Below are 25,511 nucleotides of genomic sequence, written 5' to 3'. Positions count from 1 at the left end.
CGCTTGCTTCTCCGTGCAGGACGCAACAATAATATTTGCGACGATGACGGGAGGGGCATGATGAATCACGACGATTTCCCTGCGCTATTTCTAGACGCAGACAACGCTTCCAATATGTATCAAAGAACGTTTCTGCGGCTAATTCGTGGCGAATACATTGCGTTGTTTTTTGCAGCGATATTTTCCATGAGCTTCATGAATGATATCATCTACTACGTGCTTTACGCGGGAGTTTTCGTTGTTGGATTAGTCATCCTCATTGCTCGCGCGCACAGTAAACCGGAGCAGTGGTGGTATAGATGCCGCGCATTAGCTGAAAGCGTCAAAACATTGACTTGGCGGTATATGATGCACGCCGCACCTTTCGAGGGAGAAGATGCACAAGCAAGGACGCAGTTTCGAGGCCAACTGAATACAATTTTTCGCGAAAACATAGAAACCGCGAAACGCATCACGGACGATTGGTCTGGAAATGACCAAATCACCCGGGCCATGGACGCCGTGCGAGTTAAAACCCGCGAAGACAGAATGGCGTATTATCTAAAGAATCGTGTCGAGGATCAGCGGAGCTGGTATAGGCGGAAATCCAAGGCCAATCGCAATGCTTCCCGGATGTGGGTATGGATAAGTGGTGCCTGTTACGTCATCGCGGGTTCGATGGCCTTAAGTCGTATCGCTTTGCCAAGTTGGCAATATTGGCCAATCGAGCCGCTCATTGTCGTCGCAGCTTCCATCGTAGGCTGGATGCAAATTAAAAAGTTTAATGAGCTATCTGCCGCTTACACAGTAACCGCACATGAAATCGGCTTGATTAAAGCACTAACAGACGACATGAGATCTGATGAACAGTTCTCGGAATTTGTGAATGATGCGGAAAAAGCATTTTCAAGAGAACATACCTTGTGGCTTGCAAGGCAATCGGACTGAGGGGGAATAAATGTCTGGCGCTGCTTATGTCGTATTTGACGGCGACAATGATAAATGGGCGTATGCCTACATGAACGGCTGGAAGGCCAATAGAAATATAGATTTCACGTATCAAAATGCGCACGATCTGGACACAATGACAGGCCGCGCACAAGATGAGCAATACGTCAAATCGAAGCTGCGCGAGAGGATGAGGCATTCGTCTGCTGTTGTTGTCTTGGTAGGTGAAAAAACAAAAAATCTATACAAGTATGTGCGATGGGAATTGGAGCTTGCCCTTGAGCTTGGCCTGCCGATCATTGCGGCAAATTTGAATGAAACAAATCGACAAGATAGCAACAGATGTCCCGCAATCATTCGCGACAAGGGCTGTGTCGTTCACATCCCATATAAGCTTTCTGCATTGAAGCACGCGATGGCTAACTGGCCGAGCGAGTTTAGCCGGCTCAGCTATACCGATAGAAACGGTGGCGCTAGGCATTATACTCAGTTCGATGCAAGCTGATTGGATGAGGCAGGCCCCTACAAGAAGCGCGGAAGCTAGGCCCATTCCAAATTGCTTGGGGGAGCAATGTTTAATCTCTTGATGTTCAACGTCGATTGGCCCTCGGGCAGAGTCACCGTCCCTATGGGGCGGATGTTTGAATACACGGATGACCACATCACCGAGCAGTTTCGCGAAGGCGGCAACCCTCTTCTAGATCGTCTCACCGCTTTGCCGTGCTTGTTCTGCGAAGAAGGCACGACCGACGAAACCGCTTATATCGGTCAGATCAACCGTGCGCGCATTGTCGGCAGGGATGTGTCTCTTGAAGTCGGCTTCGACGCGGAGGTGCCACCGCTTCAGAACAGCATGATTCACGCGAACCGTGCAGAGTTGCACATGCCCCACGAATTCGAGTTTTCACGAAATCACTGGGCGGTGAAGGACGTTGACCTCTATAGATTCTTACTCCGCAACGTGCGCCCCCGCCGCCAGCGCCCGGCCGTGTTTCAAATCCCCGAACATGAAAACATCGAGCCTGCCTTAGCATCAGTGATGATGCCGTTCGATGCGGGCTTCAATGATGTTTATGCTGCCATCCAACTTGGCGCTGGCAATGCTGGCCTTCGTTGCAGGCGGGCGGACGACATTTGGGAGAACCCGGCAATCATTCAGGACGTGGTCTCCCTCATCGACCGTTCGCGCGTCGTCGTATGCGACTGCACCGGCAGAAACCCAAACGTGTTCTATGAGGCGGGCATTGCGCACACGCTTGGGCGTGAGGTGATTCTCATCACGCAGAGCGAGCACGACATTCCGTTCGATCTGCGGCACCTTCGCCATGTCCGTTACCTTAACAATGCCGAAGGGCGCGGTGCTCTAGCTGCTACGTTGCAAAGCAAGATGCAGACCATCCTCGGACACTAGATGAAAATCGATGGATAAGTTTGTCGAGAGCTATCCTAGATGGTAGCGATTTGAAGCTGGGGGTGTTGCAAGATGGCGTTCGATTTTTCTGTGCCTTTGCCGCTTGGGGAAGCAATTAACTTCAGTGTCGACGTTGGGCAGGCATTATATGTGCTTGGAGCGAATGGCACAGGTAAATCCAGTTTACTCCAACAATTCTACTCTCAACATCGGAAAAATGGCCGACGAATTTCAGCGCATCGCCAGACTTGGTTTCAATCAAATGCTCTAACCCTTTCAGCGCATGAAAAGAAGAATACAGAGACGTATATTTTAAATGATGATGCGAACCCACATTCGCGCTGGAAGGATGACTATTCTGCACAGAGAGCGAGCGTCGCAATATATGACCTAATTGACGCTGAAAATGTAAGGGCGCGTTCAATAGCGGGAGCTGTAGACGACAAGGATATGGATCTTGCGTTGGCGCTGTCGAAGAAAGACGCCCCCATCAAGATCATAAATGAACTTCTCCGCCTCTCGAACATCCCTGTGGAGATATCCGTTCAAGAATCCGAACAGGTCATGGCATCACGAAACGGGGGAACGAAATATAGTATATCCGAACTCTCGGATGGGGAGCGAAACGCGCTTCTGATCGCAGCAAACGTCCTAACGTGCAAGCCTGGATCAATCCTATTCATTGATGAACCAGAGCGGCACCTGCATCGGTCAATCATATCACCGCTGCTAACACTACTTTTCTCAAAACGGGTAGATTGCGCGTTTGTCATCTCCACGCACGATGTGATGCTTCCTCTAGATAATCGCGAAGCTAGAACACTCCTGATCCGTGGCTGCACGTACCGAGAGTCGAATGTCGTGAATTGGGATGCCGACCTGCTGGACGCGGACGGTGAGATTGATGATCAGTTGAAGCAGGACGTTCTCGGCAACCGCCGAAAGCTGCTCTTCATCGAAGGCACCGAAGCCAGCTTAGACCTGCCTCTCTATAGTCTTCTATTTCCTCAGGTGTCGGTGATCCCCAAGTCCACCTGCCGCGATGTTGAGCATGCAGTATCCAGCATCAGGGACGCGCATGAACTGCACTGGCTGAGAGCGTTTGGAATTGTAGATAACGACCGTCGACCGGAAGAGACAATTGCCGAACTAAAAGCAAAAGGTGTTTACGCGGTATCTGTCTTCGCTGTTGAGTCCATTTATTATAACACCTTGGTTCTTGAACGCCTTGCGGCTCGTCAAAACGAGATGACAGGGGCAGATACGAACCAATTGCTTGAGCAGGCTAAGGTTGCGGCGATCAACGCTGTTCGATCACACATTCAACGTCTCTCTGAGCGGGTGATAGAAGCGTCTGTTCGGCAGCAGTTGATGAGCAAACTGCCGAAGCGCTCAGATATCGCGGAAGCGCAGCCGATTGAGATTACGATTGATGTACCAACAGTTGTTGCGGAAGAGGTCGCGCGCCTAACACAAGCATGCGACGATGGCGATCTCAGCATGATAATCGCGAAATATCCTGTGCGTGAGACGCCGGCCCTTCGCGAGATCGCAATCAAGCTCGGTTTTCAAGGGAGAACCCAGTACGAAAACTCCGTGCGAAAAATGCTGATGGACGATCCCGAAGCCCTCGTCGAACTTCAGGCACTGTTCGGGACTCTCAAATCTGACATTGACGCTGCATGATCATCTACAGAGGTTTTTGTACGAATCGCAGGATAAAAATCCTCATTGCTTCAAGTAGTTAAATGTGATTTTCAGGTTTCATTTTGGAGGGGTATAGCGTAGGTGTAGTTCTCTGTTTCGTCGGCTTCGGCCCGCCACTTGCCTCCGCGAAAGTGTTCTCCCGATCCGCCTGCGGCCGGATTTCTTGTTGTTTTCGAGGGGTTATAGCGATGGGGCTGAACACTGGCTCAATCGCCAGGATGCTCGAACGTGCGCTCTCCCGCCCCTTATTCTCTGGACCTGATGACTAAGCCATTTTAGTGAATAGCCGTGTAGACCATTGAAACATAAGGGTTCTTGGCGGCGCATTTCCGATGTTCGATTCCCGTCGCGTTCGGTTGCTGATGGAGCTGGAGTCGAACTATCGCTGGTCTTTGCTTGGGTGCTTGTGAAATGTGTCGTTTTGATCGGTTTACTGTCCCGATGCTGTTCTGCTTTCGACCCATTGTCGCCGTTTCGTGTGGTTTCCCCATCGCCTGAAACTTGCCATTCATTCACTACTCTACGAACGGCAGATTCGGGGCCGGCAGCAGCCTGTCCGCTTTTGGTGATCGTCGAACGAAAGCCGACATCCTCCGAGTCCGACGGCATCAAGGGCCTCTTTGGGGCCGGTAGCCGACAGTCAACTTTTGGTGGCGGCCACCTTCGCGCCGGTCGATCCTGCCTCCATTATCCCAAAAGTAGCACTCACTGCGACGTGTCTTGGGAAGGCAAAGTGATCGAACTGCCACCTCAACATTCAAGCCCGGAGAGTAAGTTGGCCTTAGTGTCGGAGGTAAGCTCAAACGGGACCACCTCCCGCCCTTTTGGGTCTCGGCCTAAAAATTTGGGATCTATCGACCCTCTATCCGGCAGCTAGACTGCGCGCCAAGCGGTCGGCCGAGAATTTCAGGGTTATGGACTGCGATTCAAGGGTCACTCCGCCGATATGCGGGCTTATGACGACGCCCGGATGCTGCTGTGCCAGCTTTATCAACGGGTGCTGGTCAAGATCGGTGCGCCATTCGCCGTCGATCACATCAAGGCCCGCCGCTCCTACCTTGCCACTCTCCAGAGCCTCGACGAGCGCAGCCTCATCAATCAGGCCCCCACGACTGGTATTGATAAGCGTCACCCCTTCTTTCATGCGCGAAAAGGCCGCGCGGTCCAGCAGATGCCGTGTGCTTTCGTTGAGATGGACATGGAGGCTGATGATGTCGGCGCGTGCCAGCAGGGTGTCGAGGTCAACATAGTCCACGAAATCCAGCGTAAGGCGCGGGGCGGGGTCGCATCCCAGGACTTGCAGGCCAAATGCCTGTGCGTAGCGGGCCATCATTGCGCCCAGACGCCCAACGCCGACTATGCCAACGGTCTTGCCGCGTATCTGGGTGCCCCGAAATTCGTCTCTGGCCCATCGTCCCTCAAGGGCGGCATTGTGGGCTGCAGGTAGCTTGCGTGACGCGGCCAGGAGGAGCGCCCAAGCCAGTTCGGCTGTGGCTGAAACCTGATCGAGCAGGTCGTACTCGACCTTTATACTCTGCACCGCAATGCCGCGCTCCGAAAGCGCTGCGAGGTCGAGATGATCCAGCCCCGTGCTTGGGGTAACGACAGTCTTCATTCTGGTGGCCAGAGCGATGAGCTCGCGGTCCAATGGCACGCTGAGCGCCACCAGAATGGCGTCGTAGTTGCCGATAATTGCGGCTACCAGTTCCCGATCAGGCGGATGAATATCAACCTGAGCGACCGCTTTGAGCTGGTCGAGCACCGATGGAAACAGCGTGACATCCCACAGGCAGAGAACGCGATAGCCTTCGGTGTTCATGCCTGACCTCAGTAAGGGCCGTTGCCGGGCTTGGCGGCAGTAACAGTTACGCCTTCAACCACAGTCCGCGCCTGCGCCGATGCAGCAGCTGAAGAGGTCGCGAGAAAGCCGACATCGCCCCCGCTGATGATCAACTGATAGCCCAGTTCAAGGTTGAGATTGATCATGGCCGTGTCGAAGCCGAGGCCAACGGCCAGCTTGCCCTGATTGCGTGCTGCCGTGGCAATGCGCTCCATGTCGCTGCGCAGCAGGTCCGGTGAGCGCGGCTGGCTCATGGAAATGCCACGGCGCAACAACAGGTCGTCAGGTCCGATCATCAATGCATCAACACCGGGCAATGCTGCAATTTCCTCGGCAATATCGACGGCTGCGGGTGACTCGATCTGCACCACCAGCAGCTGATCGTGATTGGCCGTGTCGGCATAGGTGCGGCCATGCAGGTCGATCTGGCGGCGCGCGCCATAGGACCGGCGGCCATAGGGCGGGAATTTTGCCGCATCCACTGCCAGCTTTGCTTCTTCGATTGTGTCGATGCAGGGCACGATTACGCCATCGCAGCCCGCATCGAGGGCTTTGCCGATCGCGCCGGCCTCAAGCCAGGGAACGCGCACGAGCGAACCTGTTCCGGCAATCTCGCAGGCACGTATGGTTTCAAGAATGTCGCGATAATCCTGCTGCCCATGTTGGGAGTCGATCCAGACAAAATCCCAGTCCCGCCCGATCCGCTCAATGATGCCGGGAGAGGGATACATGGCGCAAAGACCGAGCTGGACCTTGCCGGCATCCAGACGCGAACGAAGACCTGTCATTTCGAATTCCTGTGTTGTTAGGGCGGGGTGCCCAAATCTGCTGTGATGGAGGGGCGAGAGGGTGCGGACTGCAATTCCTCCCAGAAATGGCAGGCGACTTGGACTTTACCAGCCGGGCGCAATTGGGGTCGTTCCTGGCTGCACCGCTCCCGCACGAAAACGCAGCGCGTACGGAAGCGGCATCCTGACGGCGGATCAGCCGGACTGGGAATTTCGCCCTTGAGGATTTGCCTGTTGCGCGATTTTTTGGGGTCGATCGCTGGAATGGCCGAGATCAGGGCCTGCGTATAGGGGTGCTTTGGCGTACTGAACACCTCTTCGCTCGGACCGATCTCCACGATGGAGCCAAGATACATCACAGCAGTTGCGTTGGAGACATGGCGCACGACATTGAGATCGTGAGCGATGAACAGATAGGAGATGCCAGCCCGCTCCTGCAATGTGCGCAGCAATTGCAGGATTTGAGCCTGAATGCTCATATCGAGAGCAGCGACCGGCTCATCGAGGATCAGCAGGCGTGGCTCGACGGCGAGAGCACGGGCTATGCCGACGCGCTGGCGCTGACCCCCCGAAAATTCATGCGGATGGCGCTCGGCTGCATCAAGCGGCAATCCCACGAGATCAAGCAATTCTCGTACACGCTCCGCACGGCCCTTGCGTGTGCCTATCCGGTTGATTTCAAGCGGCTCGGCAACAATGTCACCGATCTTCATGCGCTGGTTGAGGCTGCCATAGGGGTCTTGAAACACCATTTGGGTGGTCTGCCGCAGCTTCCTCAGAGCCTCTCTGTCACCCGAATTGACTTCCAGTCCGTCGATGAGAATCCGGCCCGCCGCCTTGGGCACCAGATGGATGATCGACCGCCCAATCGTACTTTTGCCGGACCCGGATTCCCCGACAAGGCCCAGCGTTTCGCCTGCGCCGATCGAGAGGGACACGCCATCGACAGCGCGTACGCGCCCATAGCGAACTTCAAGCCCCTCAACTTCGAGAAGTGATGATCCCGTACTCACGCTGAAACTCCCTGCTCAAAGGTGCCGGAGAAATGGCAGGCAGCGATATGGCTTTCACCCACTTCGCGCAGTCTCGGAGACTCGGAAAGGCAGCGCTCGACCGCATGGGCACAGCGCGGCGCGAAGGCGCATCCGGGTATCGGCTTTCCAAGGGCGGGAGGAATGCCCGGGATGGGAGTCAGGTCCATTCCCGTTGCCGATTCAAGATCGCGGAACGTCTTGAGGAGGGCGCGGGTATAAGGGTGCTGCGGATTGGAAAAAAGCTGCCGGGTCGGCGCCCGCTCAACGATCTGCCCGGCATACATGACATTGACCACGCTGGCCGTTTCGGCAACCACGCCGAGATCGTGCGAGATGAGCAACATAGCCATGCCCATTTCGGCCTGCAGGTGGGCGAGCAGTGCCATGATCTGTGCCTGCAATGTGACGTCGAGCGCTGTAGTCGGCTCGTCGGCAATCAGCAGGTCAGGATTGCAGGCCAGCGCGATTGCAATCATGGCGCGTTGCTGCATTCCGCCCGATAGCTGATGCGGATATTGCTTGAAGCGGCGCAAAGGGTCGGAAATCTCGACCAGTTGCATCAATTCGATTGCGCGGCTGCGTCCCACCCCACCCTTTAGACCAAGGTGGCGGTGAAGCGACTCGGTGATCTGCCGGCCAATGGTCAGCACCGGGTTCAGAGCGGACATCGGGTTCTGAAAAATCATCGATATGCGCCGACCCCGAATGGATGTCAGGGCTTTCTCGTCGAGCGCCATCAGATCGGCACCCTCGAGACCCAGCATATCGGCGCTCACCGAGGAGCCGTAAGGCGTCAGCCGCAGCAGGGCGAGTGAGGTCAGGCTTTTGCCCGAGCCGGATTCCCCCACCAGAGCAACGCTTTGACCGCGATGGATATCAAAACTGATGCCACGGACGGCAACCTTGTCGCCATCGGGGTGCTGAAACGTGACCTTGAGATTATCGACTTTGACCAATGGTCCGCTCATCGCATGATCCTCCGCCGGCGTGGATCAAGCACATCCTGTATGCCATCGGCGATCAGGGTCAGCGCCAGCACGAGACACGCAATGGCAATGATGGGGAACACCGCATTGTAGATGCTGTGCGAAAGGTACAGTTGGGCATCACTCACCAGCATACCCAGTGACGGATTAGGAGGCTGGCTGCCTAGTCCCAGATAGCTCAATGCTGCCTCTGCCACGACTGCCGCCGGGGCGCTGATGGCAAACTGCACGATCAATGGGTTGATGGTGAATGGCAGAATGTGGCGATGGATTACCCGCCCGCCCGAAGCGCCCATGGACTTGGCCACCTCGACATGGGTTGCATTGAGATTGGACAGCGTCACCGCTCGGACCACGCGGCCAAACACAGGCAATTCGCTGAGGGCAATGGCAATGACGACGCTGGTTGGCCCCGGCCCCACGATGAGAATGAGACCGATAGCGATAAAGATTGCTGGCCAAGCGACCAGTAGGTCGAAGATGCGGCTGACAATGGCGTCGAATACCCCACCGGCATAGCCAGCGGTTACGCCGATCAGTGTGCCGAGAACGGCGGCGAGACTGACCGCCATGACGCCCGACATCAGCGAAGGACGCAGCCCGTATATGAGGCGGCTCAGCGTATCGCGTCCCAGATGGTCAGTGCCCAGCAGATGCCCCCATGAGGGAGCCTGAAGACGGAGCTTGAGGTTCTGCTGGATCGGGCTGTATGGCGCAATCAGCGGGGCAAAAATGGCCAAAAGCACGATAATGGCAAGAACCAGCAAGCCGATGGCTAGCCGCTTATTGCGGCCCGCGATCTGTACAAAGCGGCGGAGATCCATTGCCGGGAGAGCAGAAGCAGAATTGCTCATTTTTTGTCTCCCGTCCGGATACGGGGGTCGATCAAGCCGTAGAGAAGATCAACGATGAACGTATTGATCAGGAACAGGGCAGCGGTCAGCAGCAATGCGGCCTGCACCACCGGGTAATCCAGTCCCTGCACGGCTTCTATGGTGAGCCTGCCGATGCCGGGATAGGAGAAGACGGTTTCTGTCACCGTTGCCCCTGCTAGCAGCGAGCCGATTTGCAGGCCCGCTACCGTCACTGTCGGTATCAGAGCATTGCGCAGGGCATGGCCGATGACTACGCCATTCATGGGAATGCCCTTGGCGCGCGCCGTGGTTATGTAGTCCTGAGACATGACCTCGATAAGCGTGCCGCGCATGAAGCGTGTAAGGATCATTGTGAAGGGTGTCGCCAAAGTAATGGCAGGCAAAGTGAGATAGCGCAGGGCGCTGAAAAATGACTGGCCGGAAGTGCCCACCCCGGATGGGGGAAGCCAGCGCAGGGTGATGGCAAAGATCACAATGAGAATGGTGCCCAATGCAAAGGCGGGAAGCGACAGGCCTATAGAACAGATTGCAGAGATGATGGAGTCGATCCGCCTGCCTCTGTTCAGCGCAGCAACGATCCCCAAAGTGGTCCCCAGGATCAGCGCGATCAGCGACGCATAGCCCGCCAGCTTCAGCGTATGGCCAAGGGCATCGGCAAGAACGCGAGTGACAGGAAGGCCTGAAGAGAAGGACACGCCGAGGTCGAGCCTCAGCGCGTCCGTCACCCATATGAGATATCGCTCCGGGAGCGAACGATTGAGGCCAAGCCTCTCACGCTCGATTTCCACCTGCTCGGGCATGGCGTCGAGGCCAAGCCGCATAAGAGCAGGATCGCCTGGCGCGTTCTGGATAACCGCAAAAACGAGGACAGATGCTATGACTAGCAGGAGTGCGAGTTGACCCAGACGCGACAGACAATAGCGGAGCATGGTGGAGATTATCCAACCTGGGCGATGTTGCCGAAGGACACGTTGCCGCCACGGTCGGCGGTCTGACCTTCAAACTTCTTGTCCCACACATAGACCTTGGTGTCTGACAGCATGGCGATGTTCCACGACTCGTCAAGCAGGACATGGCCGATCTGCAGGAACAGCTCGCGGCGCTTGGCCGGATCGATCTCCACTGCCGCACTGACCAGCAGCTCTTCAAATGCCGGATTGACGTAACCGAAGCGCTGGTTGACGGCGCGATAGAGGCTGTTGGCGGCAAAGAAGATCGACGGATCGATCAGTGAGCGCCCAACGGTCCAGGGCACGAAGTCAATTTCCGGCACCTTGCCCGCGCCCATATCGCGCCAGCGGGCGGCATCCACACGTTCGATCTGCAAGTCAACGCCAATTGCGGCCAGGTCGGACTGCCAGATCTCGCCATAGGTCCCGTAATTGGGGTTCGAATTCGGCGCCGGGTAGGTGAGCTTGAGGTCGCTGACGCCAGCTTCCGCAAGCAGCGCGGCGGCCCGGTCCAGATCGAAAGCGTGGGCATTCACCAGCTCTTCGGCATAGCCGATGCTGTTTGCGTCGTAGAATGGCGATGCCGTCGGCACCTCCAACCCGAAATGTGCAGCTTCCGAGAAGGCTTCGCGGTTCATCGAATAGGAAAGCGCTTGGCGCACCAGCGGATTGTCGAAAGGCGGCTTGGATGCGTTGACCATCAGCACATGGGCGCCAACTGGAACCTGCATGACGCTGAAATCGGGATTGGCGCGCAGCGCCTCCACCTCGGCCTGATTGGCTACGAGGATGCCGTTCACTTCGCCTGCAGTCAGGTTAGGCGAAACGTTGGAACCCTGCGCATAAAGGCTGAAGCGGAAGCCGTCGAGCTTGGCCTGGTCACCAAAATACTCTTCGTTCCTTGTGAATGTCGCATATTGGCCGGCCACATGCTCGCCGAACTTGAACGGACCCGTGCCGACCGGGCCATTCTGAAGCATGACGGTGTCTTCGGCGCTATCGAACCGAATTGCGTAGAAATACCCCAGGATCGCGGTGGCGTAGGGCACCGGGGCGGAGAATGAGATGACGACCGTGGATGCGTCCGGTGCCTCCACAGCGGTGACCGGTGCAAACAGAGACTTTATCTTGCCCACGCCCTGATCGCCTTCATAGGTGGGGTCGGAGAGATAGCTGTACATGGTCACGAAGTCGTCAGCGACCAGCGCCTTGCCGTCATGCCAGAGAACGCCAGGGCGCAGCTTCAGAGTGATGGCTTTGCCGTCATCGGAGAATGCCCAGGTTTCGGCGAGATCGCCAACCAGATTGCCGTCGAGGTCGGAATAGACCAGCCGTGAGAAGACCTGATTGGCGGTGGAGGACTGGGTCAGCACCTGCGCCCATGGGTTGAATGTGACGAACGATCCGGACTCGCCATAGGCCAGCACGGCCCCATCCTGTGCCCAGACGGCATTCGTGCCGCCCAATGCCGCAACGCCTACACCTGCGGCGGTCAGCATCATCATATGACGCCGGTTTATGGTCATTGTCATTTTGCGCTCCCTATTCTGCGGGGCCGACGGTTATCCACGCGCCCTTGAACATCGGTGACTATGCTGGGCAACCGGTTGCATGTCAACATGTGCAATTATGCAAAAATACAGGCCGTTCGGTTAGTGGTGGTGGGGTTGCGCTGCCCTATAAGGCATTGAAATTAATGTATTATATAACAAAACTGATACTTCATCGGTGCCTGGAACGTTAGAAAATAAAACTCACCGGTTCCATGGAATGCGGGATTTCAGGTTCGGTTTGATGCTGGTCCGGTGCTGGAGCGCTCGACCAGATGGGTGCCCAGAACGTGTCTCGCATCGCGTATTGCGTGCGTTCTGAGGCCGTCCATCAGCAATGTCACGGCAATCTCGCCTGTCAGCTCGCAGTGATTGGAAACCGTCGTGAGGGCTGGTGTTGTGGTTGATCCCAGAACGTCATCGCACCCTACGACGCTGAAATCCTTAGGGACATTGACGCCGACTTCGGCCAGGCCGGCCAGTATCCCCTGGGCGAGCAGGTCGTCAAAGGCTATGCAGGCCGTGGCATCCGTTGCGAGCAGCTTGCTCACCACCTTCTTGCCAATATCATATGTGGACTTGGCTGCCGGCACGGAGGTTACTTTCGCCCCCACACGGTCTGCTGCTCGGCGCAGGGCCAGTCGACGCTGCGCATTGGACCATGACCCCGTGGGGCCGCTCACATAGGCTATGCGCTTGTGTCCAAGGCCGTGCAGGTGCTCGACCGCGGCTTCCACGCCCTCGCCACTGTCGATCAGGACGCGCGGAATTGCCTCTACGTCACGGTTTACGAGAACCACGGGTACGCGGGCGGCACTGGCGCGGATTGCCTCGTCAGGCAAGCGCGATGAGACGATGACGATCCCTTCCACCTGGTTGGAAAAACGATCCAGAAGTTGCTGCTCACGGGCGGGGTCTTCATCAGAATCGCCCAGAAACAGACAGAATTCATGCTCTTCGGCCTTCCGTTGTGCAGCACGGATCAGGGGCGGAAAGAATGGGTTGGCGACGTCCGGTACGATGAGGGCGACATTGCGGGAGCGGCCGGTGCTCAGTGCCTGTGCGACCGGGTTGGGCGTGTAGCCGAGCCGTCTCGCAACGCTCAGCACGCGCTCCACCGTTTCAGTCGTCAGCCTTTCGGGCTGCGAGAAAGCACGGGAAACTGTCGAGCGCGCTACATTGGCGGCCAGGGCGACTTCGCCAATGGTTGGGCGTTTCCTTCTTCTGGCTGTCATTGTCGTGCCCCTACATTCGCAACTGGGACAATAGGCAAATGGCGGTCGGTTGCAACCTTTCATCCCGTTTCGTCATGACGACCTTGACAACCGGTTGCATACTTTATTAGCCAGTAGGGACGATCCGCTGCGGGCGCGTCCACTCTGCGCCGCCGCAGCCGGCATTACACCGATACGAAAGTCCCTTCGATGCATGAACTACCGATCGATATCAGGCTGCACGAAAGCCGCGCGGCAATGGATGTGTCTGCGGCGCGCGCTATCGGCGATGCCGTCCGCGATGTCCTTGCCGGGCAGGATAGTGCGAATGTGGTGTTCGCAGCAGCGCCAAGCCAGGCAGGGACGCTGACGGAACTCCTGAAGCTGGATGATGTGGACTGGTCGCGCGTCAACGCATTTCACATGGATGAATATGTCGGACTGCCCGCCGACCATCCGGCAGGGTTCGGCAATTGGCTGCGCCGTCACTTCTTCGATGCCAAGGCCTTTCGCAGCATCAATCTCATTTCGCCGGAAGGGAATGCTGATGACGTTGCCGCGGCCTATGCCAAGGATCTGAGTGCCCGGCCCATTGACCTTGTTTGCTTTGGCATTGGCGTAAATGGGCACATTGCATTCAACGACCCTCCCGTCGCCGATTTCAATGACCCAATGTTGGTGAAGCGGGTTACCCTTGACCTCGTCTGCCGCCAGCAGCAGGTGGACGACGGGTGTTTCGCGACTTTGGAAGATGTGCCAGCGGAAGCGCTGACGCTGACCATTCCGGCATTGCTGAAAGCCCGCCGCATGATCGGCGTTGTGCCGACCGCAGCCAAGCGCGATGCTGTAGAGCGTGCCCTCAGTGGACCGATTACTACAGAATGCCCCGCAAGCATTTTGCGCACCCATCCCAATTGCAGCCTGTTTCTCGAACCGGAGTCTCAGCCCAGATGAGTGAACGGGGCGAATTGGTCGGACGGGCACCAGAAAATGGCCAGCCCTTGCGGGTCACATATGACAATGGCCTCGTGACCACTGTTGAGGTGGCTCCCGCCTCCCCATGCCCGGATAATCTCTATATTGCGCCGGGCCTCATTGACCTGCAGGTCAACGGCTATGCCGGGGTCGACATCAATGCCGCCGGCGTCACCTCCCAGAACGTGATCGATCTCGTCAGGGTACAGCGGCAGGTCGGCACATTGTGTTTTCTGCCAACGCTGGTCACTGCCTCGCGTGAGGATCTGCTAGCGGGATTGTCGTCCGTAGCCGAAGCCCGAAGAGCCGATCCGCAAGTCGCTCACGCCATTCCGGCAATCCATGTGGAAGGTCCATGGATTTCCCCCCAAGACGGCCCACGGGGCGCCCATCCCATAGACCATGTCAGGCCCCCATCTATCGAGGAATTTGATGCCTGGCAGGCTGCAAGCGGCGGCCTGGTCGGGCTTGTGACGCTATCGCCGCATTGGACAAATTCGGCCGAAATCATCGCCTATATGGTCGCGCGCGGCGTCATTGTCTCCATTGGCCATACCGCTGCCAGCGAGGAAGATATTCAGCGTGCTGCTGATGCCGGCGCTACAATGTCGACCCATCTTGGCAATGGCATAGCGCTCAATCTGCCGCGTCACCCCAACCCCATCTGGGCCCAACTGGACGACGACCGCCTGACGGCCTGCCTGATTGCCGATGGCTTCCATATTCCCGGCTCGGTGTTCCGCTCAATGCTGCGTGCAAAACAGCAAGAGAGGGTCGTCCTCGTGTCCGATTCGGTCGCATCTGCTGGTCTCAAGCCGGGCCGCTACCGTGGCGTCGGCGGCGAGCTTGAGCTGACGCCCGAGGGTCGTCTCGGCATAGTGGGCACCAGCTATCTGGCCGGATCGGGCATGAATCTGGCGCAATGCGTCGCCATCGCCACGCAAATGGCCGCCATCGCGCTGGACGAAGCACTTGCTCTCGCCACGCGTAATCCCGGCCACCTATTGGGCCAGCCCGGTCGCATTGCCGTGGGTTCACCTGCAGACCTCATCACATTCAACTGGCAAGCCGGTGCAACAAATCTGGACATTCAGAACATCGTTGCAAATGGAAAGCGCTTCCAATGACGCATCACACGCCACCCGCTTTTATTGACGCGGCAATCGCCCGGTATGCGGATATGAACCGCCGCGCGCTTGCGTGGACCTTGAGCCGCGACACTGCCCGCGCGCCTTTCATCGAGTTGAAAATCAACAGCATCACCATGCAGGACTTCACCGATGCGGACGGTTTGCGAGCGCCCGGCTATATCTATGGCTGGATACAGGGGCGCGGGCTGGAAGCGCTGATTGCCCATGCGCAATGGCTGCCCGAAGGCTCGGAGATGGCGGCACAGGCCATGGATCGTGCAAAGGTGCTTTATGGCGTATTGGCCGATCTGGTTGAGCGCGATGGCGGCGTCTATTTCATATATGACAAGACGATGGTTCCCTCCTGGTCGCCAGATGGCATCAACCTCCTGCCACAACATCTCGGCACCGGTTTCCGCTCCTATTCCGATATTTTCGCAGCCAAGGGCCTGATTGCTGGAGCCCATGCCTTTGATCCGCAAAGGCTGAACACATGGCTCGATTATCTCGATGACTGCATTGCCGCCATTGAAGGCGACCGTTTCATCATGGCTGAAAAGCAGGCATTCAACTCATCCACCTGCGCCGCTCAGGCGACCAATTACGGCCCCCGCATGATCGCTCTGGGCGCAGCCCCGCTTCTGCACCGGCTGAATCTGGGTGAACATACGGCCTTTGGCAGCCGTTTTGTCCGTCAGGTGCTGGACAATCATTTGAACACATCGCGTCAGGTGTTGAGCGATGAGATTGGTGGAGACTTTGCCAATCCCGGTCATGCCATCGAGTTTGTGGGCTTTGCGCTGGCCCATTGTCGTGCAGCAGGTGAAACCAGTGCTGTTCCGGAGCTGCTCGAACTGCTTGCCGGCTGCACCGCCTTTGGTTTCCGCGGCCCCGGCGTCTCCATCGGCGCTTCAATTGCAACTGGCGAAACCCTCATCCCCACCTATCCATGGTGGACATTACCCGAAACCATTCGGTCTGCCGCCTATGCCTATGCCATGAGCGGCGAGCAGCGATTTCTGGACATTTGGGCCGAGGCCGACCAGCGCTTCACGACCAGCTATTGGCGGGGCCAGCCGCCATATTCCATTCAGAACCGCGATCTGTCTGGTCCCGTGGACATAACGCCAGCAACACCTGATCTCGATCCGCTCTATCACACCGCATTGAGCCTGCTGGGTGCTATCGCCGCCACCGGGGCAAGCAATTGATGCAAACCAAATGGCGCATTGCTCTATTTGGTGTCGGTCACTGGCACGCAGCAATGCATCTCGATGCTGCCCTGCACGCTGGTGCTCATGTCATTGGCGTCTGGGATGAGGATCAGGCGGTCGCCATTTCCTTTGCCGAACAACACGGCTTGGAAGCGCTGTCTTTTGAGGCCCTGCTTGCCGCTGCGCCTGACATCGCCATTCTGATGGGGCATCCACTCCATGTGCCGCAGCAGGCAATGCGCATTGTCGAGACCGTGCCCACATTGGTGCTGGAAAAACCAGCCGTGCCGACCAGTTCAGATCTGGACACTATAGCCGCGGCGGCGGAACGCCATGGGTGCCATATTGCCATCCCGTTCGGGCATCGGCTGAGCCCGGTTCTGGAACGACGCAGTCAGCTCGAGGCGGAGGGGCGCTCCGGTCGTCTTGTTCAACTGCACTTCCGCATCGTCAATGGCAGTCCGCGACGCTATCGCGATCAAGGCGTTGGCTGGCTGCTCGACCCGGAAATCAGTGGCGGCGGTGCTCTGAGAAATATTGGCATTCACGGCGTTGACCTGATCCTTGCTCATGCAACCGGCCCGCTTGAAATCATCAGCGCCCAGATCCTCAACACCATTCATGATGAGCCAGTCGAGGACTACGCCCATGTTGTCTTGCGCGATGCGGCAGGAGTGCTGTTCACCCTCGAAGCCGGCTACACATTTCCAACGCTAGCCCCCGGTGGTGATTTCGAGCTTCGCCTGGTCACCACCAATGCAGTTCTGCACGACCATGGCTCAATCTCGCGCTGCGCAACGCTTGACGATGGCCGGAACGACGAAATCCACTCGCCGCCACCCGGCCTGCGCTATCGTGATTTCCTGCGCGACACGCTCAACCGCATCGAAGCGGGGCAAGGTGCCGGGGTCACATTGCATGATTACCGCACAGCGATGGACCTGATCGATCGCATCTACGAAAGGGCAAAGACGTGATCCGCGTAGGAATTATCGGTGCAGGTTATTTTGGGGCAGCTCATGCCATTGCGATAGCCGATGCACAAGGCGTTGAACTGGTGGCTGCCTGTCGCAATGACGCCGATGCAATCGCCGAGTTTGCAAGGCAATTCAGCTGTCGCGCCTATCTAGACTATCACGATCTGCTCGCTGATCCGGAAATTGATGCTGTCGTCATTGCCTCACCGCACCATTTGCATGAAAAAATGGCGATCGAAGCCGCCCGCAACGGCAAGCATCTGCTTATCGAAAAGCCCCTCGGGCACAATGCCGCTTCCTGTGCGGCAATCAATGACGTGATTGCCGAAACCGGCGCTACCATGGCGGTCGGCCATGTCATGCATTTCATGCGACACATCATGACGGCTCAAAACATCATCGCTTCAGGACGATATGGCAGGCCAGTTGCAGGCAATGCCCGGATGATCAAGACTTGGATGCAAGGCAATCGCCGCGATTGGCACCTCTTGCCCGAAACTGGCGGCGGAATGCTTATGACAGCGGGCATTCACATGCTGGATGCACTGGTGTGGCTCATGGGCTCACGCGTAAACGGCGTCAGTGCGCTCAGTGCCAGCCTGCAGCATCAGCAAGCCGTTGATGACACGGCTTTGATCTCTCTGCGCTTCGCCAATGGGGCTTTCGGTCAGGTGCAGAGCATCGGCTACACGAATGGAGCACCCACCGTCGATATCGACATCATCTGCGAAGGCGCAACACTCAAACTGGATGCAGATCGCGGCGTAATGATCGGCCAAAACGACAAATGGGAGCATGTTCCCGATTCATCGGAACCCAATGCCCAGCACCACGCATTGGTCCGCCAGTGGGAATCCCTGCGTGCCGCCATAAAAACCGCCGCCCCCGTCGCCATCGATGGCCAATATGCCGCTCACTTAATTGATATTGTTGAGGCCGTGAGCTTGGCAAATCTGAACCGCAGAGAATATGCAATCTAAGCTGTTCTCCGTCTGCACCCACAGATTTGAGGAGCGTTTGGGTTTAGTCATGAGCGAAGGACCCATGATGGTCAAGAAAGCCTGGAACCCAAGACCTGCAGAACACATAGCTATCGATACCACCGATTTCCCGAGTGGCGCGAGGTATCTCTCTGACAAGATGCGCGCCAGAATTGGTCTAAAGCTTGCGGCTCCCGCCCGATACAATTCCGCCCCACATATCCAGCAGTTGGAATGGCGCGCGGTTCCCTGGCTTGCGAACACAGCCTGACGGTCCGCTTTGAGAGTTTACCGGAGTCGCGTGAACGTCTTAATGGGGTGCATTCGCGAGACGCTGCCCTGACCTTGCAACCAGTAATACCCATCCGCGAATATCGATATCCCAGTCGAAACGACTGGAATGGGGCGCTTCGCCGACGGTCTTAAAGTGGCGGTCGGCGAAGACGGTGATAGCTATATTTCCGTTGCCTCGGAAAGCGATAGGGCGTCGTCGACGTCCACGCCGAGGTAGCGAACCGTGTTCTCGATCTTGCTGTGACCAAGCAGGATTTGAATGGCCCGCAAATTCCCTGTGTGTGTTTCGGCATGCAAATTTGACCCCTTACCGGGGGTAATCGGCGTCCAATATTGACCCCCCATTTTGTGTTTTAGGCAGACTGTCCGTCCTTTGGTTTGGGATAGGCGGTTGGGGGATGAAGTGCGTGGATACGATTGCACGGGTTCGTCGGGCATATTTTGTGCAGGGCAAGTCCATCAAGCAGATTGAGCGGGAGTTGCATGTTGCGCGCAACACGGTGCGCAAGATCATCCGGTCGGGTGAGACGAGCTTTTCCTATGAGCGTGAGAAGCAGCCGCTGCCCCGGATCGGTCCGTGGCAGGGGGATCTGGATAAGCTATTGCTGGCCAATGAAGGGAAGGCTGCGCGTGAGCGGCTGACGCTGATCCGGGTGTTCGAGGAACTCACGGGACTGGGCTATTCGGGCAGCTACGATGCAGTTCGTCGCTATGCCCGGAACTGGGATCAGGATCGCTCCGCTACGGTTGCATCCGCCTTCGTGCCGCTGAGCTTTGCGCCGGGCGAGGCCTACCAGTTCGACTGGAGCCACGACGTGGTGCTGATCAACGGCACCACGGTGACGGTCAAGGTCGCCCATGTCCGGCTCTGCCATAGCCGGATGCTGTTCGTGCGGGCCTATCCACGCGAGACCCAGGAGATGGTGTTCGACGCTCATGATCGGGCCTTCGCCTTCTTCAAGGGCACCTGCACGCGCGGCATCTACGACAACATGAAGACGGCGGTCGATACGATCCTGGTGGGCAAGGATCGAGTCTACAATCGCCGGTTCCTGCAGATGTGCGGGCATTATCTGATCGACCCTGTGGCCTGCACACCCGCCTCAGGTTGGGAGAAGGGCCAGGTCGAGAACCAGGTCGGGCTGGTGCGGGAGCGCTTCTTCACGCCCCGCCTGCGCGTGAGCAGCTATGACGAGCTCAATGCCCTGCTGCTGGACAAGACCATTGCCTATGCCCGGGCGCATCGCCATCCCGAGTTCCGCGACCAGACCATCTGGGAAGCCTTCGAGGCAGAGCGCGGCAGTCTGGTGCCTTATGCCGGCCGGTTCGACGGCTTCCATGCGGTGACGGCCTCGGTCTCCAAGACCTGCCTGGTTCGGTTCGATAACAACAAGTACTCGGTGATGGCCAGTGCGGTGGGGCGACCGGTCGAGATCCGGGCCTATGCCGATCGGATCGAGCTGCGTCAGGACGGCAGGCCAGTGGGTGAACATCCCCGCATCTTCGGTCGCGACCAGACCGTCTATGACCCCTGGCATTACGTGCCGGTGCTGGCGCGCAAGCCCGGCGCCTGGCGCAATGGCGCGCCCTTCAAGGACTGGGTGCTGCCGGCCAGCATCGAGAAGATCCGGCGCCGGTTGGGCTCGGCAACCGATGGGGGCCGGCAGATGGTCACCATCCTGACCGCCGTGCTCAGCGATGGCTTGCCGGCGGTCGAGGCGGCCTGTGCCGAGGCGCTGCGTGAAGGGGTCTGCTCCGCCGATATCGTGCTCAACATCCTGGCCCGGCAGCGCGAACCCCGCAGCCCGGTCACCATCCTCAATACCCCACAGGCCCTCCGGCTCCGCGTCGAGCCCATGGCCGACTGTTCCCGCTACGACAGCCTGAGGAGGGCAATATGATGGAACGCTCCGAGATCCTGACCACCATGAACACGCTCAAGCTCTATGGCATGAAGAGCGCCTATGACGAGATCATCGCCACGGCGATCAAACGCGAGCATCAGCCCGCTCGCATCGTCTCGGACCTGCTCACCTCCGAGATCGCCGAGAAGCAGGCCCGCTCGATCAAGTACCAGATGACCATCGCCAAGCTGCCCCTGGCCAAGGACATCGACGACTTCACCTTCGAAGGCACTGGCATCAACGAGACCCTGGTGCGCGATCTGGCCGCCGGCAACTTCCTGGCCATGCAGCGTAACCTGGTGCTGGTCGGTGGTACCGGAACTGGCAAGACCCATCTGGCGATCGCCATTGCCCGGGCCTGCATCCGCAACGGCGCGCGAGGCCGCTTCTTCAACGTCGTCGATCTGGTCAACCGGCTCGAGGCAGAGACCCGCGCCGGTCGGCAGGGGCGCCTGGCCGACTATATGGGCCGCAAGGACGTCGTCGTGCTCGATGAACTGGGCTATCTGCCCTTCGCCCAGTCAGGAGGCCAGTTGCTGTTCCACCTGATCAGCCGCCTCTACGAGCAGACCTCGGTCATCGTCACCACCAACCTCACCTTCGGGGAATGGCCGTCCGTCTTCGGCGACGCCAAGATGACCACGGCGCTGCTCGACCGGCTCACCCATCACTGCGATATCGTCGAAACCGGCAACGACAGCTGGCGCTTCAAAAACCGTATCTGACATCCTGCCCCCGCGGGCCGGATAGCGCCGCAACCCTGACCAGCTCTGCCATCCGCCCCGCTCCACAGCCATCCAATAAGGGGGTCAATATTGGGCGCCGATAAGGGGTCAAAGTTCGGTGCCGATTGACATTCGAAGGGAAAGTGATAGCGCGTAGTCTGCATCACGCCTCGCGCCGGTGAACCTCTGCGCTCACGTGCAATAAGCCCCTCACGTTCGAGGATGTTCAGGCAGTTGTTGACGGTGCCCCTCGACACCACCGCTTCATTGGCCAAACGCGCCTGCGAGATGTAACACCCTGTCTCATGGCGGTGATGCAGTGCCAGGCATTCGAGAAGACGTCTGGCGGTTGGCTTGAGCCGCACTTCGCCTTTAGGCAGTCCGTTAAGCCAGATCAACGCTTCCTGACTCATCGATTGCCCTCCTTGCGGACACGGCCCCCCAACCAGTTTTCCACCTCCGAGCGGCGCCAGCCGATGGCGCGTTGGCCAAGCTGCAGGGGAGCGGGGAAACGGCCAGCCGCGACTTCCTCGTAGAGCCAGCTCCGGCTCATCCCGATTACCGCCATGACGCGGCGGAGCCGCCAGATCTCATCGGTCATTGTCGAATTACTTCCAGTCGGATCGTTCACCAACGGACGTAACTGGATCGGACCGGGGCTGTCACACGCAGTAAATCAGGGGGCGTTTCTTGCGTGTCTTGCGGAGCAGGTTCGCACCCTTCAAGAGGGCGAGTTGCTGCCGATACAGCTTGTCATTGGAACGCACCCCATTTTGACCGGACAGGCGGCCTAGCCGATAAGGCATAGGCATGCGCCCATGAGTACGACTATGTCCAAGAGTTCCGATGACCAGCGCCCCACCTATGGCTATCGCCGCGTGACGGCATTGCTCAACCGGCAGCGGCGCAAAGAGGGCAAGCCCACCGTCAACACCAAGCGCGTCCTCAGGGTCATGCAGCAGAACGGGCTCACCCTTCAAAAGAACACGGCGCTGCGGCCCGCGCGGACCCATGACGGTGTCGTTGTTGCTTTGCGCTCCAATATCCGCTGGTGTTCCGATCATCTCGAGATCCATGCCCGCAATGGCGAGGTGGTGCGCATCGTCTTCGTCATCGACGCCTGTGACCGGGAGATCATCGCCTGGTCGGCTGCGGCCAATGCCGGCATCTCCGGCGAAATGGTCTGTGATCTGATGATCGCGGCCGTTGAACGCCGCTTCCAGGCACTCAAGGTTCCACACCGGTTGGAATGGCTCTCGGACAATGGCAGTGCCTATATCGCCAGGCAGACCGCACAGGTGGCCGCGGCACTGGGCATTGACCTGCTCTTTACCCCGGTACGAAGCCCGCAAAGCAATGGCATGTCCGAGGCCTTCGTCAAAACCCTGAAAAGGGACTATGCCTCCACCGTCATCCTTCCTGACGCCGAGACCATCCTGGCCTTGCTGCCCGAATGGATCGACGATTACTGTGAGGTCCACCCGCACTCCGGGCTCAAGTACCGCTCACCACGCGAGTTCCTGCGCCTCAGTGCTTAAACCAAACCGCCGACTGTCCGGTCAAATGGGGTCCACTCCAGTCAGGGCCCAACAGGAGCAGAGCTGATCGGGACAGGATAAGTACGAGAGAGCAGAACAGGCAGGGCTGAAATGAGGAAGTTCACGAAAAGTAACGGTGCATGGCAGACCCCATGGTTGGCGGCCGCATCAGCTCATGAAACGCTCAATCGCGCTTGCCACGCCTGGACGCAAACCATGCCTTCTCGACTGCCGAAAATGAGCGCGGCGGCTGACCGAGTTCCTTCATGGCCTGCGCCACAATTGCGCACGCACTTCCTTCATTCTCGGAAGCTACATTGCCAACGGCCTTGATGCCATGCTTCTCGACCAACTCTGCTACAACCTGAGCGAGCATCAGGTCAGACAGAACAGTTTTCCGCGTTCGTCCAGGTGGACGGGGACGCATCAGCTTGCCACCCAGGTGGTCGCATACGAACCGACGGAGCGGAACGGACAAACGCTGATCTTCCGCAATTCTTGCTGCTGCATGAAAAGCAAGGGCGTCGAACGCTGCCGGGTCTGCAGAGCATCGGCGACCAAGCTCCTCAAGCTTCTCAAGGTATGCGTGACTCGGAAGAGCACTGGCTCCATCAGGCGCTAGTCCCCGCCGCCAGGCGTTTGCGAGGTCAACGCTGGAAAGACTTTGACCTTGTCCAGAATGAGGGGGCTTGTCATGATCAAATTCCTGGCAGAGTTCCTCGAGATGCTCGAGCAGATCGGCCACTCTGCGTTCCAGCGCTGGCAAGTCAACCCGACCTACCAACGCGCCCAGATCGACCAGGCGCGCTTTGGCGATTTCGACGAGCTCGGAATGAGAGTGCTGCATGACAGGAACATGCTAGACGACAACGAACCATAATCAACGTGCCTGACCACTACTGGACACGTTGAAGGTGAGAAAACACTCACCTTCCCCCCCCATGATGCATGGACGAGCAGACGCCAGCGGGGCGAACTTGAGGCTTTCGGTTACAGGCAGAGACAACAAGGTAACGATCAGCCAATTTCAGGATGGGACCTGATCGTCACGTTGAACAGGTTACGAAACCCAGCCTCTGTCAGTGGCGGTATTTCGCGGCCATCGATTGCAGCTGTGGTCAAGGACTACCTTCGCAGTACCGCAGCAAACAAATCGGGCGTATCGGCGTCGTGCTTCTTTGACAGCCCCTCGCCGAGGTGCAGACATGGGTGCTTGATGCGCGACAAACCTTTCGCGCCCTCGAAGTGCGCCCAGCCACCATTGGGCATGTTCACGCTGATGACCAGAGCACCACATCTCGGGCACTCATGACGATAGCGTGTCAATCGGCACTGAAGTTCACCCCCTTATGCGCCCCCGCGGTTCCTGTCACTTTGGCCCTCAAACAGTTCGAGTGGAACGACCCGGCGGACGGTGCCGAGCGGATATAGTTGCTCATAGCCAGGCACGGTCGCCAAGAGTGATTCCGCCAGTGCGATACCGAGTTCTCGCAGAGACAACGTGAAGCAGGTCAGTTTAGGAACTAGGAAATGCGCCTGCGGGCTATCGCGGCCAATGACCGCGATAGCCTGGCCCGGCGGTAGACCAACTTCATAAAGGCCATTGTAGAGGCCGAGTGACAGGGCTTCGTTGGCCAGCAGGAAGCCGGTTGGTCGCCGTTCCTTCGGCATTGCTGCGATCGCATGGGCAATGGCATGACCGCCACGCTCGTTGGGATAGCCGCGAAATACGAGGTCGGGGTCGAAGTCAATACCATGCCGGTTCAGTACGTCGCGATAGGCACTTATGAGTATGAAGCCGAGATTAGCGTCGTCGAGCGGAGCAAAGATGCCAATGCGACGGTGACCTTTCTCGACCAATCGGGTGATACCCGTTTCGGCCATGCCCTCGAAGTCGAGGTCAAGCCAGGGGTGGCCGGCGTCGGTCTCGGAACGGCCCAGTGCGATAAACGGAATTTTCCGATTGGCGAGGAAATCGATCCGGTGGTCTTCGCGTTTAGTGGCAGAAATGATCAGTGCATCGGCAAAGCCGCGGGCCACCACCCGATGAAGATAGGCGTCCGGATCTTCCTGGGATGAGCAGAGCAAGGCGACAAGGTCGAGCTGATGCCGAGCAAAGACGGTCTGAACGCCGTCGAAGACACTCATGAAGAACATGTCGCCCTCGCCAGTGATTTCAGAACCAGTCTGCATCATGAAGCCGACCACGCCCGTCGAGCCTTTGCGCAAGGCCCGGCCCGCCTGATTGGGCACATAACCCATCGCGTCGGCGGCATCTAAAACGCGCTTGCGTGTCTCCTCGTTGACGTCCGGCTTACCGTTGAGCGCCCGCGAGACCGTGCCGATCGAGAGGTTCAACCGCTGCGCCAAGTCCCTGATGCCGACCATTTTATTCTTCCCTTCTACGGCGGCAAGCTGCATCCGAAAACGTTTACGAAATTCTATTGACAGCAGCAAGGCTGTAAATATAGCGTCGTAAACGTTTACGAGAC

At 57.8% G+C, this 25,511-nt stretch carries 23 protein-coding genes and 2 pseudogenes; 13 read left to right on the top strand and 12 right to left on the bottom strand.

What is annotated here, in order from left to right:
• Positions 1-57: 57 nt before the first annotated feature.
• From O9Z70_RS11490 to O9Z70_RS11475, 4 genes are all read left to right on the top strand, one after another.
• Positions 58-927 carry a DUF4231 domain-containing protein gene (locus O9Z70_RS11490; RefSeq protein ID WP_286019358.1) on the top strand — a complete coding sequence of 290 codons (870 nt, stop codon included), beginning with the start codon at positions 58-60 and terminating at the stop codon, positions 925-927.
• A 10-nt stretch (positions 928-937) separates the two neighbouring features.
• Positions 938-1,432 (top strand): TIR domain-containing protein, encoded by a 495-nt coding sequence (locus O9Z70_RS11485; RefSeq protein ID WP_099547407.1) that lies wholly within the window; start codon positions 938-940, stop codon positions 1,430-1,432.
• Between the two features lie 66 nt (positions 1,433-1,498).
• Positions 1,499-2,338, top strand: a complete 840-nt coding sequence (locus O9Z70_RS11480; RefSeq protein ID WP_099547406.1) for a hypothetical protein — start codon at positions 1,499-1,501, stop codon at positions 2,336-2,338.
• Between the two features lie 72 nt (positions 2,339-2,410).
• Positions 2,411-4,024, top strand: a complete 1,614-nt coding sequence (locus O9Z70_RS11475; protein WP_099547405.1) for an AAA family ATPase — start codon at positions 2,411-2,413, stop codon at positions 4,022-4,024.
• An 883-nt stretch (positions 4,025-4,907) separates the two neighbouring features.
• Here O9Z70_RS11475 and O9Z70_RS11470 read toward each other — a convergent pair.
• The 8 genes from O9Z70_RS11470 to O9Z70_RS11435 form a co-directional block, all read right to left on the bottom strand.
• Positions 4,908-5,864 (bottom strand): NAD(P)-dependent oxidoreductase, encoded by a 957-nt coding sequence (locus O9Z70_RS11470; protein ID WP_286019332.1) that lies wholly within the window; start codon positions 5,862-5,864, stop codon positions 4,908-4,910.
• A gap of 8 nt (positions 5,865-5,872) precedes the next feature.
• A complete protein-coding gene (locus tag O9Z70_RS11465) occupies positions 5,873-6,673 on the bottom strand; it encodes an HpcH/HpaI aldolase family protein (protein ID WP_286019325.1) in 801 nt (266 codons plus the stop codon).
• A gap of 17 nt (positions 6,674-6,690) precedes the next feature.
• Entirely contained in the window at positions 6,691-7,611 is a 921-nt protein-coding gene (locus O9Z70_RS11460; RefSeq protein ID WP_286019310.1) for an ABC transporter ATP-binding protein, read from the bottom strand.
• Between the two features lie 71 nt (positions 7,612-7,682).
• Positions 7,683-8,675 (bottom strand): ABC transporter ATP-binding protein, encoded by a 993-nt coding sequence (locus tag O9Z70_RS11455; protein ID WP_286019304.1) that lies wholly within the window; start codon positions 8,673-8,675, stop codon positions 7,683-7,685.
• Positions 8,672-9,547, bottom strand: a complete 876-nt coding sequence (locus O9Z70_RS11450; RefSeq protein WP_286019289.1) for an ABC transporter permease — start codon at positions 9,545-9,547, stop codon at positions 8,672-8,674. Before O9Z70_RS11450 ends, O9Z70_RS11455 begins: the two co-directional genes overlap by 4 nt.
• A complete protein-coding gene (locus tag O9Z70_RS11445) occupies positions 9,544-10,497 on the bottom strand; it encodes an ABC transporter permease (RefSeq protein ID WP_286019282.1) in 954 nt (317 codons plus the stop codon). The genes O9Z70_RS11450 and O9Z70_RS11445 overlap by 4 nt, the downstream gene beginning before the upstream one ends.
• An 8-nt stretch (positions 10,498-10,505) precedes the next feature.
• Positions 10,506-12,050 (bottom strand): ABC transporter substrate-binding protein, encoded by a 1,545-nt coding sequence (locus O9Z70_RS11440; RefSeq protein WP_286019276.1) that lies wholly within the window; start codon positions 12,048-12,050, stop codon positions 10,506-10,508.
• A 248-nt stretch (positions 12,051-12,298) separates the two neighbouring features.
• Positions 12,299-13,303: a LacI family DNA-binding transcriptional regulator gene (locus O9Z70_RS11435; protein ID WP_286019269.1), complete on the bottom strand. Its 1,005-nt coding sequence runs from the start codon at positions 13,301-13,303 to the stop codon at positions 12,299-12,301.
• 189 nt (positions 13,304-13,492) lie between these two features.
• On the opposite strand from O9Z70_RS11435, the gene O9Z70_RS11430 reads away from it, so the two are divergent.
• From O9Z70_RS11430 to O9Z70_RS11410, 5 genes are read left to right on the top strand one after another with little or no spacing between them, the layout of a single operon-like run.
• Positions 13,493-14,236, top strand: coding sequence for a glucosamine-6-phosphate deaminase (locus tag O9Z70_RS11430; protein WP_286019263.1), 744 nt, complete (start codon positions 13,493-13,495; stop codon positions 14,234-14,236).
• Positions 14,164-15,384, top strand: a complete 1,221-nt coding sequence (locus O9Z70_RS11425; RefSeq protein ID WP_286019256.1) for an N-acetylglucosamine-6-phosphate deacetylase — start codon at positions 14,164-14,166, stop codon at positions 15,382-15,384. Before O9Z70_RS11430 ends, O9Z70_RS11425 begins: the two co-directional genes overlap by 73 nt.
• Positions 15,381-16,598, top strand: a complete 1,218-nt coding sequence (locus tag O9Z70_RS11420) for an AGE family epimerase/isomerase (RefSeq protein WP_286019251.1) — start codon at positions 15,381-15,383, stop codon at positions 16,596-16,598. The genes O9Z70_RS11425 and O9Z70_RS11420 overlap by 4 nt, the downstream gene beginning before the upstream one ends.
• The gene (locus O9Z70_RS11415) at positions 16,598-17,578 is read left to right on the top strand and encodes a Gfo/Idh/MocA family protein (RefSeq protein ID WP_286022001.1); all 981 of its coding nucleotides are present in this window, start codon (positions 16,598-16,600) and stop codon (positions 17,576-17,578) included. The genes O9Z70_RS11420 and O9Z70_RS11415 overlap by 1 nt, the downstream gene beginning before the upstream one ends.
• Positions 17,575-18,558, top strand: a complete 984-nt coding sequence (locus tag O9Z70_RS11410; protein ID WP_286019246.1) for a Gfo/Idh/MocA family protein — start codon at positions 17,575-17,577, stop codon at positions 18,556-18,558. The genes O9Z70_RS11415 and O9Z70_RS11410 overlap by 4 nt, the downstream gene beginning before the upstream one ends.
• A gap of 453 nt (positions 18,559-19,011) precedes the next feature.
• On the opposite strand, the pseudogene O9Z70_RS11405 reads toward O9Z70_RS11410, so the two are convergent.
• Positions 19,012-19,131: pseudogene (locus O9Z70_RS11405) on the bottom strand (integrase); the annotation flags it as partial.
• Positions 19,132-19,250: 119 nt separating this feature from the next.
• Between O9Z70_RS11405 and istA the strand changes: the two are divergent.
• Together istA and istB are read left to right on the top strand one after the other, a co-directional pair.
• Positions 19,251-20,753 (top strand): IS21 family transposase, encoded by a 1,503-nt coding sequence (gene istA, locus O9Z70_RS11400; RefSeq protein WP_286018323.1) that lies wholly within the window; start codon positions 19,251-19,253, stop codon positions 20,751-20,753.
• Positions 20,753-21,481, top strand: coding sequence for an IS21-like element helper ATPase IstB (istB, locus tag O9Z70_RS11395; RefSeq protein ID WP_286021956.1), 729 nt, complete (start codon positions 20,753-20,755; stop codon positions 21,479-21,481). The genes istA and istB overlap by 1 nt, the downstream gene beginning before the upstream one ends.
• On the opposite strand, the gene O9Z70_RS16275 is transcribed toward istB, so the two are convergent.
• Together O9Z70_RS16275 and O9Z70_RS11390 are read right to left on the bottom strand one after the other, a co-directional pair.
• Positions 21,424-21,894 (bottom strand): helix-turn-helix domain-containing protein, encoded by a 471-nt coding sequence (locus O9Z70_RS16275; protein ID WP_353057796.1) that lies wholly within the window; start codon positions 21,892-21,894, stop codon positions 21,424-21,426. The two genes, istB and O9Z70_RS16275, sit on opposite strands and share 58 nt — an antisense overlap.
• Positions 21,891-22,082: a helix-turn-helix transcriptional regulator gene (locus O9Z70_RS11390; protein ID WP_286019241.1), complete on the bottom strand. Its 192-nt coding sequence runs from the start codon at positions 22,080-22,082 to the stop codon at positions 21,891-21,893. The genes O9Z70_RS16275 and O9Z70_RS11390 overlap by 4 nt, the downstream gene beginning before the upstream one ends.
• A gap of 253 nt (positions 22,083-22,335) precedes the next feature.
• Between O9Z70_RS11390 and O9Z70_RS11385 the strand changes: the two are divergent.
• Positions 22,336-23,019 (top strand): annotated as a pseudogene (locus tag O9Z70_RS11385) (IS3 family transposase); the annotation flags it as partial.
• 694 nt (positions 23,020-23,713) lie between these two features.
• The gene (locus O9Z70_RS11380; RefSeq protein ID WP_286019229.1) at positions 23,714-23,899 is read left to right on the top strand and encodes a hypothetical protein; all 186 of its coding nucleotides are present in this window, start codon (positions 23,714-23,716) and stop codon (positions 23,897-23,899) included.
• Positions 23,900-24,366: 467 nt separating this feature from the next.
• Here the strand turns inward: O9Z70_RS11380 and O9Z70_RS11375 are convergent, their stop codons facing one another.
• Complete coding sequence (locus tag O9Z70_RS11375; protein WP_286022000.1) at positions 24,367-25,407, bottom strand: LacI family DNA-binding transcriptional regulator; 1,041 nt, start codon at positions 25,405-25,407, stop codon at positions 24,367-24,369.
• Between the last annotated feature and the right edge of the window lie 104 nt (positions 25,408-25,511).

The organism is Devosia sp. YIM 151766 (genome assembly GCF_030285925.1).
Lineage (GTDB): Bacteria > Pseudomonadota > Alphaproteobacteria > Rhizobiales > Devosiaceae > Devosia.
Note: the sequence above shows the minus strand (reverse complement) of the source record. Positions and strands in the feature narration are given on the sequence as shown.